13 protein-coding genes are annotated in these 15187 nt (G+C 66.2%); 2 read left to right on the top strand and 11 right to left on the bottom strand.

The genetic code is table 11. The annotated features are described in order from the left end of the window. Window positions 1-59: 59 nt before the first annotated feature. The 8 genes from ACFYOW_RS36020 to ACFYOW_RS35985 form a co-directional block, all read right to left on the bottom strand. Entirely contained in the window at window positions 60-1781 is a 1722-nt protein-coding gene (locus ACFYOW_RS36020; RefSeq protein ID WP_387294513.1) for an asparagine synthetase B family protein, read from the bottom strand. Window positions 1782-1789: 8 nt separating this feature from the next. Continuing rightward, complete coding sequence (locus ACFYOW_RS36015; protein ID WP_387294512.1) at window positions 1790-2275, bottom strand: hypothetical protein; 486 nt, start codon at window positions 2273-2275, stop codon at window positions 1790-1792. 12 nt (window positions 2276-2287) lie between these two features. Then, window positions 2288-3343 (bottom strand): hypothetical protein, encoded by a 1056-nt coding sequence (locus ACFYOW_RS36010; protein WP_387294511.1) that lies wholly within the window; start codon window positions 3341-3343, stop codon window positions 2288-2290. After that, window positions 3328-4308, bottom strand: a complete 981-nt coding sequence (locus ACFYOW_RS36005) for a hypothetical protein (RefSeq protein ID WP_387294510.1) — start codon at window positions 4306-4308, stop codon at window positions 3328-3330. The genes ACFYOW_RS36010 and ACFYOW_RS36005 overlap by 16 nt, the downstream gene beginning before the upstream one ends. A 373-nt stretch (window positions 4309-4681) precedes the next feature. Next, complete coding sequence (gene dmpG, locus ACFYOW_RS36000) at window positions 4682-5716, bottom strand: 4-hydroxy-2-oxovalerate aldolase (RefSeq protein WP_040686236.1); 1035 nt, start codon at window positions 5714-5716, stop codon at window positions 4682-4684. Between the two features lie 12 nt (window positions 5717-5728). Continuing rightward, window positions 5729-6643, bottom strand: a complete 915-nt coding sequence (locus ACFYOW_RS35995) for an acetaldehyde dehydrogenase (acetylating) (protein ID WP_387294509.1) — start codon at window positions 6641-6643, stop codon at window positions 5729-5731. A gap of 10 nt (window positions 6644-6653) precedes the next feature. After that, window positions 6654-7439 (bottom strand): 2-keto-4-pentenoate hydratase, encoded by a 786-nt coding sequence (locus ACFYOW_RS35990; protein ID WP_387294508.1) that lies wholly within the window; start codon window positions 7437-7439, stop codon window positions 6654-6656. Between the two features lies 1 nt (window position 7440). Continuing rightward, window positions 7441-9153 carry an FAD-binding protein gene (locus ACFYOW_RS35985; protein ID WP_387294507.1) on the bottom strand — a complete coding sequence of 571 codons (1713 nt, stop codon included), beginning with the start codon at window positions 9151-9153 and terminating at the stop codon, window positions 7441-7443. Between the two features lie 105 nt (window positions 9154-9258). Between ACFYOW_RS35985 and kstD the strand changes: the two genes are divergently transcribed. Next, window positions 9259-10983, top strand: coding sequence for a 3-oxosteroid 1-dehydrogenase (kstD, locus tag ACFYOW_RS35980; protein ID WP_387294506.1), 1725 nt, complete (start codon window positions 9259-9261; stop codon window positions 10981-10983). 173 nt (window positions 10984-11156) lie between these two features. Then, window positions 11157-12017: a MaoC/PaaZ C-terminal domain-containing protein gene (locus tag ACFYOW_RS35975; RefSeq protein WP_387294504.1), complete on the top strand. Its 861-nt coding sequence runs from the start codon at window positions 11157-11159 to the stop codon at window positions 12015-12017. A gap of 278 nt (window positions 12018-12295) precedes the next feature. On the opposite strand, the gene ACFYOW_RS35970 is transcribed toward ACFYOW_RS35975, so the two are convergent. From ACFYOW_RS35970 to ACFYOW_RS35960, 3 genes are all read right to left on the bottom strand, one after another. Beyond that, a complete protein-coding gene (locus ACFYOW_RS35970) occupies window positions 12296-12751 on the bottom strand; it encodes a hypothetical protein (RefSeq protein WP_387294503.1) in 456 nt (151 codons plus the stop codon). Further along, window positions 12748-14007, bottom strand: a complete 1260-nt coding sequence (locus ACFYOW_RS35965) for a DUF58 domain-containing protein (protein ID WP_387294731.1) — start codon at window positions 14005-14007, stop codon at window positions 12748-12750. Before ACFYOW_RS35965 ends, ACFYOW_RS35970 begins: the two co-directional genes overlap by 4 nt. 133 nt (window positions 14008-14140) lie before the next feature. After that, window positions 14141-15103 carry an AAA family ATPase gene (locus tag ACFYOW_RS35960; protein WP_387294502.1) on the bottom strand — a complete coding sequence of 321 codons (963 nt, stop codon included), beginning with the start codon at window positions 15101-15103 and terminating at the stop codon, window positions 14141-14143. Between the last annotated feature and the right edge of the window lie 84 nt (window positions 15104-15187).

Below are 15187 nucleotides of genomic sequence, written 5' to 3'. Positions count from 1 at the left end.
GCTGTGCCTTTGGTTCACTCGCTGACGCTCGCTCACGGCTGCGCCTCGCCGGCGCTCGCTCACGGCCCGACTTCGAAGGACCGCAACCACAGCTCCAACGACAGCACCAGCCACAATTTGCCGCCCTGCCGCGGCAGCAGCGCACCGTCGCCGCGCAGCCACGAGCGAATGGTGTCCTCACGGAACAGGCCGCGCGCCCGTGCGGACGAGCCGAGCAGCAGGTCATGTCCGAGATCGCGCAGCGGCCCGGAGAGCCACTGCTGCACCGGAACTCGCATACCGCTCTTCGGGCGGTCCACGATGGTCGCCGGAAGTAGATCGCGCACAGCCTGTTTGAGAATCCACTTTTCACTGGTACCGGCCAGCTTGAACCGACCTGGTACGCGGAAGGCGTGGTCGATGACGGCACAGTCGAACAACGGCGCGCGGCCCTCCAAACCGCTTGCCGCGGTGAGTCGTTCGACCTTCGTGAGGATGTGATGCGCGCCTTTGGTGCGCAGGTTGGTGTGCAGCAGTTGGTTCAGCAGGCTGGTCATCCGGCCCTGGCGCAGGTAGGGCGAGAGCAGGTCGGTCAGTGGCGGTGCGTCTGCCAGCGCGGTCAGGACGTCGGGGCTGAGTAGCACCGGCAGGTCGCTGTAGCACTTGCGGTAGCTGTCCAGATAGGCCAGCGCTCTCGCGTCCGGAGACGGGTCGTCGCGAGATAGTTCGAAGATCAGCATCGGCAGGTTCTTCGGGCCGCCGAAAACCGGATCGCCGCCCTCGCCGTTGAGCACGACCCGAATGCCGTCCGCGGCAACGGCTTCCGCGAGCATCAGGTTGGGTACGGTGAGTGGGTCGCCGACCGGGCAGTCGAGTAGCGAAACAGTCTCCGCCAATCGCGATGCGACAGTCTCACCTGGCACGGTGAGCACTCGATGTTCGGTATTGCAATGCGTGGCAACGAGTCCGGAATACGCGAGTTCGTTCGGGGTGGTCCCGCCGAAACTGATGGAATACGAGCGCACGCGCTGATCGTGCAGTTTGGCGGCGAGGGCGGTGACCAGACTGCTGTCGATGCCGCCGGAGAGCAGCACCCCGACCGGCTCGCCGGCGGGCAGTCGTCGGGCGACGGCGTCCTCGAGCAGTTCGCGGAGTTCGAGTGCGTGATCGGCGGCGGATCGGTTGTCCTCGACTTCGATTGGCTCCCAGTAGGTTTCCTCGGTCGTGGAGCCGTCGCCGTGCAGACGAACACAGCGTCCCGGCAGGACCTCGCGGATGCCGCGCAGCAGCGTCTCGGTTCCCGGCAGGTAGGCGAAGGTGAGGAAGGAGCGAACCGCGGGTAGATGCAGACCGGTCCGCAGGGTGGGCCATCGGTGCAATGCGCGTAGCGATGTGGATGCGGCCCAGCCTTTGCCCGCGCGTGCGTGGAACAGCGTGCGGGTGCCGACGTGATCGCGGATCAATACCAGGTCGTCGCCGTCGGCGATAGCGAGTGCGAACATGCCGTCGGCGGCGGCGATTCCGTCGAGTCCGAAGCGGGCGTAGCAGTGCAACAGCAGTTCAGCGTCGGCGAAGTCCGGCGGCAATTCCGAACCGAGTCGGGCGCGCAGCTGTGCCGCGTTGAACAGTGTGACCTCACCTATGGCAGTCAGCTCACCGACGGTGAACGGACCTGCCGCAATACCCGGACCATCGAGTAGCCCCAGCGCATGGCGATCGGTCACCGACACCGGATCGCCGCCGACCGCCCGCACCTGTCCGGCCGGATCGTCGGGCGTCAGGAATGCACACCAACGAGACATCTTTTCCCTCAGCCGAAATCGCCGCCGTCATCTGCGCCGTCATCGTCCCAACCGCCGTAATCGCCGCCCCCGTCGCTGGAACCGGACGACTGCGCGGCCGCTTGGCGGCGCAACTCCTCCTCTTCATCGGCACTCATCGCGCTCGGCGGCATGACCAGCGCGCCGAGCAGCGCACCGCCCGCCACCGCAGCCAGAATGCCGCCGAGCCGACCACCGAACGACGACCGATTGACAGTCAGTGCTCCGTCACCCCAGAGCGTCCGCCCGAACCCCGCTTCCCTGCCATAAACCACGGATCCGTTGTGGTACGTGCGCTTCACGATCTTCGGCCCGAGCCCCTCATCGGTCCCCGAGTTACCCCGATCATCGCGCCAGGAGACCACTCCCTGTGCACCACGCGTCCGCCACTCCTGACGCCCATCGGCATACCGCCGATGCACCGACCCGTCAGCAAGCAACTCATCGGTATACGTAATCTGCCGATGCTCCGGCACAGCAATTCCCTTTCATGCAGCGGGCCAAGTCAGAAAGCCCGTGGTTCGCGCGCGGCGTATTTCGGGCAGGCCGGTGCGGGGTGGGCGAACCTCGCGGACGAGGCGATGCACGGTGCGCAGTAGCGATGCCGGGCGCACCGCTTCGATTTCGACGAACCGGCCGCGGCGCAGCCACGCGCGTTCCCATGAATCCAGCTGCGCTGCCAGAGCACGCGGCACCGGGCGCGGCACGTCGCGCGCATGCGAATCCACGTGCGTCGCCCAAGCACTCGAGGCCGAGTTGGGGCGCAGAACTTGGCGCTCACTCGATTGGACCCGCGCCGTTTCAGCACCCGACTCAGCGTCGTGCAACTCTGCACGCTCCAGCAAATCCACGGACGCGGTCTGAGCACTCGACTCTGAGCGGTGAAACGCTTCGCGCTCCCGGGGATCGATTTGCGCGGCAACGGCACTCGCCATCGGGCCACGGAGGTGGGTCAGGTGCAAGGTGCCCGCTTGCCGCGGGCGCAGGCCCAAAGGGACTACTCGTACGCCATCCGGAATCTCGGTGAGATCCGTCAGCCGGGCCGGGAAGGTGAGGCCGTGGGGGCTTGCGTCGTGCAGGAGGTAGACGGTGCCGTCGACTCGGGCGAGCATTTCGGCGATGCCGGGGTCGAGCGGGAGTTCGGACGCGCTGAGGACCGGGCAGGCGGATTCCATGGGTAATCCGTTGGCGCGCAGCATTTGTGCGACGGCGTCGGACTCGCAGACGAGTAGGCGGGGCAGGCCGTAGTCGAAGAGGTCGGGTTCGGGGGTGTGGAGTCCGGCGCGGGTGGTTCGGGGCGGGGTTGGGGTCAGTAGGCCCGGCACCTGATGGCGGTCGAGGGCGGCGCGGAATGTGGTGTAGCTCAGTGGCGCCGGGACCGTGAAGGCGAAGCGGCGCGGCGCTCGATGCGTCGGCGTGAGTAAGCGGCAGAGCTCGTAATAGAGCTGACGCTCGGTGAATCGGATGCCGCTCGGGGCGGCGGCGCGGTCGGCCGCGATGCGGAGCAGCCGATCGAGCACGTGCTGCTTCACCGGGACGGCCACGTGAGGAAACCTACCTCGCGGGCGGCGCGGCGATCCGGATCGGCCGCATCCTCGATCCGCTCGACCGCCCGTTCCAGCACCATGAGCAGCTTCGCGGGCGGAATCGCGGCGATCGGCGACCACCAACCCTCGCAGAGCCATTCGATCTCCGCGGCCGACAACGGTTCCCCATGCAAGAATTCGGTGTCCTGCGGCCGTGGCTCCCGCAACCGCAGCGCCGACGCATTGGCCAGTACCGCACGCGGTGACAGGCCCACCACCACGGCCCGGTGCCCGAGTGCGACGCGAGCCTTCCCGGCAAACGCAACGCCGGGCAGGCTCGCATCGTGCAGCACGATCACCGGCACATCGGGCGGTAGCTGATCGATTCGGGCGGCCAACGCCATGGACCAGGTCTGCGACACATTGTTTGCGGCAAGGCAGGCGAGCACGCTGCGATCCGGGCACAACACCGCGAATCGCGGCCGGTCCACGGCCGGTGGCCGCACCAACCCCTCGTCGACCGAGCCGGGCGGCGGGCCACCGTAAATCGGCGTCCACCGACCGACCACATCCCGGCGGAAGATGTCGTACGACACCGGCATTCGCACTGTGGCCCGGCTCAGGAACCACGGCCGCGCCGCGCCGATTCCGACGATGGCCAGCGCAAAAACCAGAGCGCCGAGCGGGAACACCACACCCGGCGGCGCCGCGCCGCTCACCATCAGGAAAAAGGCGACCACCACAGTGGCCACCCCGACTCCGATACGCACCCGCTTGAACACGCGCGCCACATCCGGAACCTTCTTGCGTCCGGCCGCATACCAGAGCTGCACCAGCGTGTACCGCAGTCCGCGCCCGTCACCGAGCCGCTCGGCGAGCTTGCGCATCCGGATATCGTGCAGCCCGAGCGGACTTTCCTTCGGTTCGAGCGCGAATTCCCGCTTACACGTCGAACAGCGCCGACCGCCACGCTCCTTGCGCAACAGGTTCGCATTGCAATGCGGACAGATCACAATTCATGATCGCCGATTCCCCCACCCATCCGCGACCCCTGAATTCGAATGTTCACCTGCCGCATATCCAGTGGGCGCCGCACACAAGCCGCAACGTCTGCGAGGCGTTCATCGGATATGCGCCACCCTCGCGCAAAAAGGGATAAGGCGGAGGCCTCGCGCTCAGCCTCCAGCGACGCCAATTTGCGACTGCCCGCGCACCAGTCGAACCGCAGCCAGTGGCTCGCGCAAACGCAGTGGGCGCCGCGCACAAAGCCGCAACCTATGCGAGGCGCTCACCAGCTCTGCGACACCGTCGTGCAAAGGCCGCGCACCAGTTGGTACGCGGCCTTGCGGTCCAGGGTCAGGCGGAGACGGAGGCCTCGCGCTGGAGCTCCAGCGCGATATCGATCAGCTGGTCTTCCTGCCCACCGACCAATTTGCGCTTACCAGCCCGAACCAGCATTTCGGCCGCCGAAACCCCATAGCGCTCGGCCTGACGCTCGGCATGCTTCAGGAAGCTGGAGTACACACCCGCATAGCCCATCATCAGAGACTGGCGGTCCAGCAGGCATTCCTGCGGCATGACCGGCCGCACCACATCTTCGGCCGCATCGGCGATCGCGAAGAAATCGATGCCGGTCTTGATACCGAGCTTGTCGCAGACACCGACGAACGCCTCGACGGGCGTATTGCCCGCACCCGCGCCGAATCGCCGTGCGCTGCCGTCGATTTGCTTCGCACCGGCGCGAACCGCATAGATCGAGTTGGCAACCGCCAGATCCAGGTTCTCGTGACCGTGGAAGCCGACCTGGGCGTCATCGCCGAGTTCGGCGACCAGCGCCGCGACCCGGTCCGAAACCTGTTCGAGCACAAGCGCACCCGCGGAGTCCACCACGTAGACGCACTGGCATCCGGCATCGGCCATGATGCGCGCCTGCTTGGCCAGCGCCTCCGGCGGCTGGGTGTGCGACATCATCAGGAAGCCGACGGTTTCCAGCCCCAGTTCACGCGCGAGACCGAAGTGCTGGATCGATACGTCCGCCTCGGTGCAGTGCGTGGCGATGCGGCAGATCGACGCACCGTTGTCCTGGGAGATCTTGATGTCCTCTTTGACGCCGACGCCGGGCAGCATGAGCACCGCGATCTTGGCCTGCTTCGCCGTCTCCGCGGCAATCTTGACCAGTTCCTGCTCGGGAGTGTGCGAGAAGCCGTAGTTGAACGACGAGCCGCCGAGGCCGTCGCCGTGCGTCACCTCGATGACCGGCACACCGGCGCCGTCGAGCGCGGTCACGATATTGCGCACATCATCGGCGGTGAACTGGTGGCGCTTGTGGTGCGAACCGTCACGCAGCGACGTGTCGGTGACGCGGATGTCGAGTTCTGCGGAATATGCCATGGTTGAGCTCCTTTACACCCGGGCCGACAGAATCTGCTTCGCCATGACCTCGCCGACCTGGGTAGCGGCCGCGGTCATGATGTCGAGGTTGCCCGCGTAGGGCGGCAGGAAATCGCCCGCGCCCTCGACCTCCACGAACACCGAAACCTTCGCCATCCCACCGGAAACCACCGATGGCGGGTCGAATTGCGGCTCGTTCAGCAGCCGGTAGCCGGGCACGTACTTCTGGATATCGGCGACCATTCGATGGATGGAATCCGCGATCGCATCGGTATCGGCATCCTCGGGAATCGCACAGAAAATGGTGTCGCGCATGATCATCGGCGGTTCGGCCGGGTTCAGAATGATGATCGCCTTGCCGCGCTGCGCACCGCCGATGGTCTCCACACCACGCGAGGTGGTCTTGGTGAACTCATCGATATTGGCGCGGGTGCCCGGTCCGGCGGACACCGACGACACCGAGGCGACGATTTCGGCGTAGGCCACCGGCACCACGCGCGATACCGCCGCGACGATCGGAATGGTGGCCTGACCACCGCAGGTGATCATATTGACGTTCGGCGCATCGAGATTCGCGCCGACCAGATTCACCGGCGGCACCACGGCGGGCCCGACCGCGGCGGGCGTGAGATCGACCGCGCGAATTCCGGCCTCGGCGTATTTCGGAGCGGCCGCCCGATGCACATATGCCGAGGTCGCCTCGAATACCAGATCCGGCAGTTCCGGCTGCGCGAGCAACCAGTCCACGCCCTCGTGCGAGGTCTCCAGCCCGAGCCCGCGGGCGCGCTTCAACCCCTCGCTCTCCGGGTCGATTCCGATCATCCACTTCGGTTCCACCGTGGTGGAGCGAAGCAGTTTGTACAGCAGATCGGTGCTGATATTGCCGGATCCGACGATCGCGGCGGTGACGGTCCCCGTTTCGGACACGGCAAGCCTCCTATTTGAATTGCAAACGGACAGAACCGAGTCCGGCGAACTCGGCATGGAACGAATCGCCCGCGCGGGCATCGATGGCGCGGGTGCAGGAACCGGGCAGCACAATGTCGCCCGCCTTCAACCGCACGCCGAAACTGGCGACCTTGCGCGCCAACCAGGCCACCGCGATCACCGGATCGCCGAGCACCGCATCGCTGCGTCCCTGCGCGACCACCTCACCATTTCGGGTGAGCACGGCGTCAATGGCCTTGATATCCAGGTCTTTCGGCGCAACCCGTGCCGCACCGAGCACGAAACCGGCCGAGGACGCGTTATCGGAAATGGTGTCGGCCAGTCCGATCTTCCAGTCCTTGATCCGCGAATCGATCAACTCGATGGATGGTGCGTAGGCGACCGTCGCGGCGAGCACATCGGCCTCGGTGCATTCTTCGCCGGGCAGATCCGCGCCGAGCACGAATCCGACCTCGACCTCGACTCGCGGAATCAGATAGCGCGAGGTCTCGACCGGAACGTCCTCGAAGACCTCCATATCCGCGAGCAGGTGACCGTAATCGGGTTCGTCCACACCCATCATCTGCTGCATGGCCAGCGACGAAAGTCCGACCTTGTGCCCGACCACCTTCGCGCCGTTGTCGAGTTTGCGCCGGATATTGATCAGCTGGATCTCGTAGGCGTCGACGACATCGATATCGGGTTGCCTGGCGATGAGCGGGTCGATGCCGACCCGATCACGTTCGGCGGCCTCGAGTTCATCGGCCAATTCGATTCGTACCGCGTCGGACAGCACGCTAGTTTCCTTCCACTGTTGTCGCTTCGGGCACCGCTGCCCGCGAAAGCACTTCGGCACCTGCCGCGAATCTGCCCGCACGCCGACCGGAGAAAATGCAGTCGGACAGGGACAATCCACTGACATAGGAGTCCGAGCAGATACCGACCGCCGTCCGGCCGGCCGCGTACAGGCCCGGAATATCGGTTCCGGCAGTGGATTTCACCGCACCGGTGTCCTCATCGACGACGACTCCGCCGAGGGTGAGCATCGGGCACGGATTGACAACGCTCGGTTTGATACCGACATCCAACAACCAGAACGGCCCGGCCCCCACTGTTTTGGTGAATTCGGCGGGCTTGCCGACCGGATCGGGCGCACCGTTCGCGATCGCGGCATTGTGCTCGGCGACGGTGGCGCGCAACCCGTCTGCGTTGATACCGGCCTTCGCCGCAACGGCATCCAGAGTCGCGCCGCGCACGGCATTGCGCCGCATGGCCTCGAACTGTCCGCGCTGGAACCAGGCCGACTGCGTCCGAATCTGTGAGATCGCGGTGCGCATGAGTCCGTCGTCGGCGAGCAGCCAACCCTTGCCGCCGTGTTCGGTGATCAGTGCGTGGCCGACTGCGGCACCGTAGCGGGTCTCATCGATGACTCGGCGACCTTCCGCATCGACCAGTACCGAACCGGTAAAAGCGCTGGGCGGCAAGATGAATCGCCAGGCCGAGATATTGCCCATCCGATCCGTCGCCGCACCGACCTGCTCGGCCATCCGGATGCCGCTGCCGTCATCACCGGTGGTGCCGAGCGCGAGTCCGCCGCGGTATTGCGGCCCGTACTCGCGCAGCATCTCCCGATTCGCGATGAATCCGCCCGCGCTGAGCACCACACCGCGACGGGCCTGAATCCGAATTCTCGTGCGGTACCTGCGATCGAGCTTCGCGAGCTGACGCTCCATCGCCTTGCGCAGCGGCGGATAGTAGATGCCCGGCTTGGCGGCGATTTTCGCCATGCGGGTGTAGCGATCCCGGATCCGCCCGGGGGCGTCGCGCAGTGACTCGCATTCGACGCCGATCACGGTGCCGTTGTCATCGGTGATCAATCGCGTTGCCTGCGTGAGGGTTTCCACCCGAACCCCACGTCGCGACGCCGAGGCGGCGAGCGGACCGGTGAGCTTCTTCCCGGACGTGCCCTTGCCTTTGACCCGGTGTCCGCGCTGCGCGGGCGTCGCGACCTCGCGGCCGTAACCGGAAACCTCACTACCGGAGTAGTAGAGGTAGTAGCTGTCATTCGGATACGACGTCTTGTACGGACACAGCGATGCCTCGAACGGCACACCGTACCCCTTCAGCCATTCGATCAGCTCCGGACTCTCGTCAACGAACCGCCGCAGCGTCTCGGGCGTGACCGCCGTGCCGACCTCACGCTCGAGATAGGCCAGCATCTGCTCCGGCGTATCGCGCACCCCGGCCTCGTGCTGCACCGAGGTGCCGCCGCCCGCGTAGATGATTCCGCCCGACAACGCCGACGCCCCGCCACCGGCGAAACGCTCCAGCACCAGCACCTGCGCACCCGCCTCGGTCGCTTCCAGCGCGGCCGCGGCCCCCGCCGCGCCGTAGCCGACGACGACGACGTCGGCGGTCAGGTCCCACTCGCCGCTAGCGATTGCTCGCAGGTCGCTCGAAACAACGCCGCTAGCGACTGCTTGCAGGTCGCTCGAAACAACACCGCCCATGTACATCACTCCGGTCAGAAACTGAAACAAGTTTTCTCGACGAATGGAACGTCGAGCGCGTCTTCTGCCACTCAACATAGACCAAATGCGGTCCCATTCTATAACGTGTTCTACATGACTGATCCGGTTAATGATCCGCACAGCTACGATGTGGTGGTGGTCGGCAGCGGTGCCGCCGGAATGACTGCCGCCCTCGCCGCTGCCCACCATGGGCTGAGCGCGGTGATCATTGAGAAAGCTGCGCACTACGGCGGGTCGACCGCACGCTCCGGGGGTGGCGTGTGGATCCCCGGCAACAAGGCACTGAAGGCCTCCGGACGTCCCGATGATCGCGAGGACGCCCGCACCTACCTGCACAGCATCATCGGCGACGTGGTGCCCAAGGACCGGATCGACACCTACATCGACCGTGGTGCGGAGGCCTTCGACTTCGTCCTCGACCACACCCCGCTGAAGATGAAGTGGGTGCCCGGCTACTCCGACTACTACCCGGAGGCCCCGGGCGGCCTGGGCCAGGGGCGCTCGTGCGAGCCCGCGCCGTTCAACGCCAAGATCCTCGGTGACGAGCGGTTCAACCTCGAGCCGCCGTATGCCAAGGCCCCGCTCAATGTCGTCGTCATGCAGGCCGACTTCGTCCGGCTCAACCTGATCCGTCGCCATCCGAAGGGCATCATGCGGGCCATGCGGGTCGGCGCCCGCACCTACTTCGCCAAGTGGACCGGCAAGCACATCCTCGGCATGGGGCAGGCGATCATCGCCGCCATGCGCAAGGGGCTCATCGACGCGAATGTGCCGCTGCTGCTGAACACCGCGCTGACCAAACTTGTCGTGGAGAACGGCGTGGTCACCGGCGTCGAGGCCGAGCACAATGGCGAGACCGTCCGGTTCACCGCCAAATACGGTGTGGTACTCGGCAGCGGCGGATTCGAGCACAACGCCGAAATGCGCACCAAGTACCAGCGCCAGCCCATCACCACCGAGTGGACGACGGGCGCGGCCGCCAATACCGGCGACGGCATCAATGCGGGCATGGAAGCCGGCGGCGCGGTCGACTTCATGGAGGATTCCTGGTGGGGGCCGACCATCTTCAAGGGCGGAAAGCCGTGGTTCGCGCTGGCCGAGCGGAATCTGCCCGGCACCATCATGGTCAACGCCGACGGTAAGCGATTCGGAAATGAGTCCGCTCCTTACGTCGAGGCTGTGCACACCATGTACGGCGGCGAATACGGGCAGGGTGAGGGTCCGGGCGAGAACATCCCCGCATGGTTGGTGTTCGACCAGCGCTACCGGAACCGCTACATCTTCGCCGGACTGCAGCCTGGTCAGCGGTTTCCGTCCCGCTGGATGGAAAACGACCTGATTGTCAAGGCCGATAGCCTCGCGGAGTTGGCCACCAGGATCGGCGTGCCCACCGAGAATCTGACCTCGACCGTCGAGCGGTTCAACAAGTTCGCCGAGACCGGTAAGGACGAGGATTTCGGCCGCGGCAACAGCCACTACGACCGGTACTACGGCGATCCGACCGTGAAGCCGAACCCATGCCTTGCCGGGCTCGTGCAGGGTCCGTTCTACGCGGCCAAGATCGTGCCGGGCGACCTCGGCACCAAGGGCGGCCTGGTCGCCGACACCGCCGGGCGGGTCCTGCGCGAGGACGGCACCGTGATCGAGGGTCTGTACGCCTCCGGCAATAGCGCGACCCCCGTCATGGGTCACACGTACGCGGGCCCCGGCGCGACCATCGGCCCCGCCATCACTTTCGGCTACCTGGCGGTATTGGATATCGCCGAGCGCAAGAAGCAGCAGTCGGCCGAGGTCACCGCCGAGGTCTAGGCGTGGCGTGGCGTCCCACGGAGCGGACGCCACCTTGCCCGCTGCGGCCCGGCCGCCGCACGATCGATCCGAGGCAATTGCCACATGGGGCCTCGGATCGCTGGGATACGCCCACGACAGGTCGCCCGCATGCCGCGGGCGATCTGTCCACAAGCATTCACAAGGAGAACTCGATGCCCATCGACCCGAAAATCGCGCTCGGCGCGGAACTTCCGAGCGGGGAGTTCACTTGGACGCCATCCGAAGTGCAGCTGTACCACCTGGGCCTCGGGGCTGGCGCACGCTGGACGGATCCGGCCGAACTGCGCTACGTCGACGACCGCGACCCGCAGGTGCTGCCGACCTTCGCGACCGTGGCACCTACCTTCCACGACACCGAGCCACCGAAGGTGCAGTTCCCTGGCATCGACATCGATCTGGCGAAGGTCGTGCACGGCCACCAGGAGATCGAAGTGCACCGCCCGATTCCGGCCGCGGGCAAGGCGACCATCACCAGGCGCATCACCGAACTCTGGGATAAAGGCTCCGCCGCCGTCGTGGTACAGGAGCATACGATCACCGGCTCCGACGGCGAACCGCTGTGGACCGCACGCTCGTCCATCTTCGCCAAGGGTGAGGGCGGCTTCGGCGGCGAACGCGGCCCGAGCACCAAGGCCGAACTCCCCGACCGCGCCCCGGATTTCGACGTCACCACCCCGACCCTCCCCCAACAGGCCCTGCTCTACCGCATGTGCGGCGACCGCAACCCCCTGCATTCCGATCCCGAATTCGCCCGTGCCGCAGGCTTCCCCGCCCCGATCCTGCACGGCCTGTGCACCTACGGCATCGTCTGCAAAACCGTCACCGACACCGTGCTCGATTCGGACGCGAGCCGCGTCACCGGCTTCCGCGCCCGCTTCGCCGGCGTCCTCTACCCGGGCGAAACCATCCGCACCCGAATCTGGCGCACCGACGGCGAACTCATCATCAGCGCCACCGTCGCCGACCGCGACGACGCCCCCGTCCTCGCCGACGTCAGCCTGCGCTTCACCTGATCACTGGACGTCTGATCACGATGTACTGGTGGAGGCAAATGCCGAAAGCACCCCTCCACCAATACATTTTCGGGACAAAGGGAGGCCATCCTCGAGGCTCGGTCGCAGGGTGCGGGCATGACCCCTCAGCTGGGCGCGGTCGCGGTCTCGTCGTTGCGTGCCCGTTTGATTGCTACGCGTTGAGGCCACGGCGAAAGGCACTCCACGAGTGCATTCTCGAGGCACAGGGCGGCCTCGTGTGGGGTAAGCCTAGGCTGCGGGATTGCGGGCATGACCCCTCAGCTGGGCGCGGTCGCGGTCTCGTCGTTGCGTGCTCGTTTGATTGCTACGCCCTGAATGACCAAGGCGTACAGCAGGATCACCAGGATCGGGGCGGCGATCGGGACCCAGGCCAAGCGCAACGGAAGTAGCGCGGCGCCGACAGCTACCGCAGAAAATGCCACCGCGCCAGTGACGGACGGAACCGTGGTCGGGACGACGCCAACCGGCGCGGACACCGTCGCGGTATTCAGCAGATAAGCCGTAGCCACCAAACCGGCTGCGGCGGCGGCCAATACACCCGTATCAGCCACGGCGAGCACCCCGATCGCGAGGAGCACCGCGCCGACCGCGGGCAGCCGGAACCACCAGCCCGCCACCACCAGCGCCGCCGCCGGAATCCCGGCCCATGGCGTCATCAAGGTCACCGAAGTCACCAGCAGGACCCCGGACAGAATGGCGAGGAATCGAATCATCGGCGCACCCTTACGGTTCGGCGATGGTCCGGGATCAATCGCATGACCTGATCCAGCCGGGCGTCTTCGGTCCAGGCCACGATATCGACGCCGACGGTTCCCATATCCCGATACATCGAGGCGCGCTCCAGATTCCACATCCGCGCCAGCGTCGGATCGAGATGTTCGTGGAAAGGTGTGCCGCGCAGGACATCCACGACCACCACCACATGTCCGCGCTTGCGCAGATCGATCAGCGCGAGCGCGAACTGGGTGTCCAGCAGTGTGGTGAAAGCGACGATGATCGCACCGAGTGGCACGGCCGCATGCGGGGCCAAGGTGCCGGTGGTCGGAATGTGCTCATCGCCGACATCGAGCACGGTATCCACGATCCGATAGAACTGCCGACGCCCGATATCCGGGCGCAGCCAGCGCGGGGACTGGCCGAGGCAGACCACCGCGGTGCGATCACCGGCCTGCAGCGTCGATTGCACCACCTGCGCCGCACCGCGCACCGACAGCTCGAGCGAATCGGTGGCCGGGCCCGGGGCCTGCTGCGAAGTATCCACCAGCACAACCACATCCGCGGATCGGTTGGTCAGCCGCTCGGTGACATAGAGTCGCCCGCGCCGCGCACTCACCGGCCAGTTCACGATGCGGAGCTGATCACCCGGCGCGTACGCGCGGATATCGGCGTACTCCACACCGGGACCGTGCTTGCGGGTGAGGTGGGTGCCGAGCCGTTCGGGAAGTTCGGTGCGCGGCAACTTCATTCGCTGTGGGTCGGTGATCGGGTAGACGAACAGTTGCCCCGCGGGCAGCACCGCGGAGGCCACGGACAGTCCCGCCGGGCTCAGCGCGGTGACCCGCACCGACAGCGGATAGCGACCCCAGCGGTCCGCCGTCAGAGCCAACCGCAGTCCGGCGGGCGCCGTCCCGGAATCGATCGCCTCCTCGATGTCGATCCCGAGTCCCGCGAACTTCTCCGGCTTCAACCGAAGCAACGCGTGACCCGATTCTACGAAGGCGCCGATCGTCGTCACGATCTCCTCGGTCTCGAAGCACCGCAGCGTGCCGCCGCCGTCCACCTGGATCCGGGTCTTGGACTGCTGCCACGGCGCGGTGGCCAGCACACCGAGCAGCGGAGCCGCGAAGACGACCAGTTGCCAGCGACCGAGCACCACCGCGAGCAGCAGTGCCACCGCCGCGCTCACCGCCAGCATGAACACCAACGGCGCTGGACGCCAGCGCAATTCGGCCTCGACGGCGGCACTCATATCCCGATGCCGCGCCCCGCCGGCCATCGGCTCGTCCCTGGTCGGCGGTCGCGCTGCCGCGGCATTGGCCGCCGCGATCCCTTGGATGACGGGGGCGGTGGAATCCGGCTGGGTCATGCCCTTTCCCGCCGGATCATGTCACCGACGCGCGCGGAACCGGCAGACGGCGCAGCAATTCGGTGATCACGTCCTCGCCGCGGATCCGGCGCACCCACATCTCGGGCCGCAAGGTGATGCGGTGCGCCATGGCTGGAACGGCGAGCGCCTTGACGTCTTCCGGAATCACATAGTCGCGCCCGAGCAGCAGCGCACGGGCCCGCGACATCTGCACCAGATCGAGTTCGGCGCGCGGACTCGCACCCACCTCGACCTGCGGATGCGCACGCGTCGCGCCGGCCAGCGCGACCACATAGCTGACCACATCCGGATGCACCGTGACGAATTCGACGGACTGCCGCATCTCCAACAGGCCGTTCGCATCCACCACCTGCACCACCTGTGGTGTCGCCGAACCGCGCTCCAAGCGGCGGCGGATCATCTGGCGTTCGTCGTTCTCGGACAGATAGCCCAGCCGCAGCTGCATGGCGAATCGGTCCAGCTGCGCCTCCGGCAGCGGATAGGTGCCCTCGTACTCGATCGGGTTATCGGTGGCGAGGACGATGAAAGGCTGGGGCAGCTGGAAGGTTTCGCCGTCGATGCTGACCTGGCCCTCGGCCATCGCCTCCAGCAGCGCGGCCTGGGTCTTCGGTGGGGTGCGGTTGATCTCGTCGGCCAGCAGCACATTGGTGAAGACCGGTCCGCGCCGGAAATTGAACCGGCCCGTCGACATGTCGTAGATGGTGGAGCCGAGCAGGTCGGCGGGGAGCAGATCGGGCGTGAATTGCACGCGGGTGAAGTCCAGGCCGAGCGCGGCGGCGAAGGACCTGGCGATGAGCGTCTTGCCGAGGCCGGGCAGATCCTCGATCAGGATGTGACCGCCGGCAAGTACGGCGATCATGATCAGCTGCAACTCATCCCGCTTGCCGACGATCACCCGGGAAAGTTCCCGGAGCACCGCCTCGCTGCGCTGGATGGTCGTGTCCATCGGCATCGTCATATGTCTACTCGCACTTGCCTCAAACCCATTCTCCTACGGCCGTATTCAATTCGGCATGATCGGGGCCCTACATGGTTACGCAAG

This window comes from Nocardia sp. NPDC006982 (assembly GCF_042869435.1).
GTDB lineage: Bacteria > Actinomycetota > Actinomycetes > Mycobacteriales > Mycobacteriaceae > Nocardia.
Note: the sequence above shows the minus strand (reverse complement) of the source record. Positions and strands in the feature narration are given on the sequence as shown.